Source organism: Roseibium sp. RKSG952 (genome assembly GCF_009711355.1).
In genome coordinates this window covers 1-1,630 of the sequence record NZ_SMMF01000533.1, presented here as the reverse complement: position 1 = coordinate 1,630, position 1,630 = coordinate 1, and the positions used below count along the sequence as shown (strand labels likewise).

Annotated in this window: 1 protein-coding gene; it reads left to right on the top strand. The window is 56.9% G+C overall.

Annotation, left to right across the window (positions count from 1 at the left end):
• Nucleotides 1-1,630, top strand: a 1,630-nt coding sequence (locus E1297_RS02045) for a BCCT family transporter (RefSeq protein ID WP_196223134.1), incomplete at both ends; no start/stop codon positions are given.

The window sequence follows — 1,630 nt, the reverse complement described above, 5'->3', positions numbered from 1 at the left end:
TAAAGCCACCTCTTTCGGAACTTCCGATCAAGACCGCTGACAACGGTTTTTATCGGGGGTTCAGTATTAATGTGACGGTGATCAGCAAGATCATCATCAGCCTGCTGGTTGTCTGGTGTATTGTGTGGCCGACACAAGCCGGGCGCGTCCTGGGCGATTGGAATGCGGCCATTCTGGCGCAGTTCGCCGCCTGGTACATCTGGGTTGTGACTGCGTTTGTGATCGTCTGCATAGGCTTGGCGATGTGGCCCACAGCGGGGCGGCTGAAGCTGGGTGTGGAAGGCGAGAAGCCCGAATTTTCAAACTTCTCATGGTTCTCGATGATGTTTGGTGCGGGCATTGGTGTTGGCATGCTGACATGGGCCGTTGCCGAACCGGTGGCGCATTTCAAAAACAACCCGTCGGTCATTCAGGGCGTCACAACGGCTCTGGACGCCGACAATGTACGTACGGCCTATGTCTGGTCTTATTTGCATTGGGGTTTCGGGGCTTGGGCATGTTACGCGATAGCTGGTTTGGCGCTTGCTTTCTTCAGCTACCGTCGCGGACTGCCACTGACGATCCGCTCTTCATTGACACCATTGTTTGGTAAATCGCTGTCGGGCAACCTCGGCCATTTGATCGACATCGTCGCCGTTGTTGCCACTATTCTTGGGGTAGCCCAGACATTGGGTTTCGGTGTCGAGCAGTTCGTTGCAGGGCTCACACGTATCGGTGTCGGCGGCCTTGCTCAGCCTGATGGTTCGGCCACGACACTGGGCATCGTCGTTGCTCTGATTGTCATCATGGGTGCGTCGACCTTGTCGGCTCTATCCGGTGTCGGGAAAGGCATCAAATGGCTGTCGAACATCAACATGGGCCTATCGATCTTCCTTTTGGGTTTCTTCATCCTGTTCGGTGCCACCTTCTTTGGTGCAAAGGCGTTCTTCGTAGGCATCTGGGATTATGTGATCGCGCTGCCATGGCTGAGCTTCAACGTGTACGCCTCTGATGGTGTTGAGGGGTCGGAAGCGTTCCTGCTTGCACAGTGGCAGGGCTGGTGGCCGGTCTTCTACTGGGCGTGGTGGATTGCGTTCGCACCCTTTGTCGGCCTGTTCCTGGCGCGGATTTCCAGAGGTCGGACGATCCGTGAATTCGTATTGGGCGCGATGATTGTGCCCGCACTGATGTGCTTTGTCTGGTTCGCCTGGGCCGGAGGCACGGCAATCGATCTGGAACTGAACGGAGACGCAAACGGCGTCATTCTGGATGCGGCGAACGGCGACAAGATCTTTGCAATGACGGAACACATGCTTGCTCCGATTGCAGAAGCATTGGCGTGGGCGATGGCCGCTGTGATCGTTGTCCTGCTGTTGACGTTCCTTGTAACGTCCGCTGACTCGGCGGTCCTGATCGTGAATACGATCAATGCAGCCGGCGACGAAGGTCCCAAAGCGCGTCCGCACATCATGTTCTGGGGCGCGGCTCTGGCATTGGTAGTTGGTGGTCTGCTGATCTCTGGCGGAACAGGAGCGATCCAGACCGCGATGGTCATCGGGGCGCTGCCATTCTCGATCGTCATGGCACTAATGTGCATCGCGCTGATCAAGGCCATCTGGAACGACGGCAGGCGCGAAGCTGCAGGCGTCGC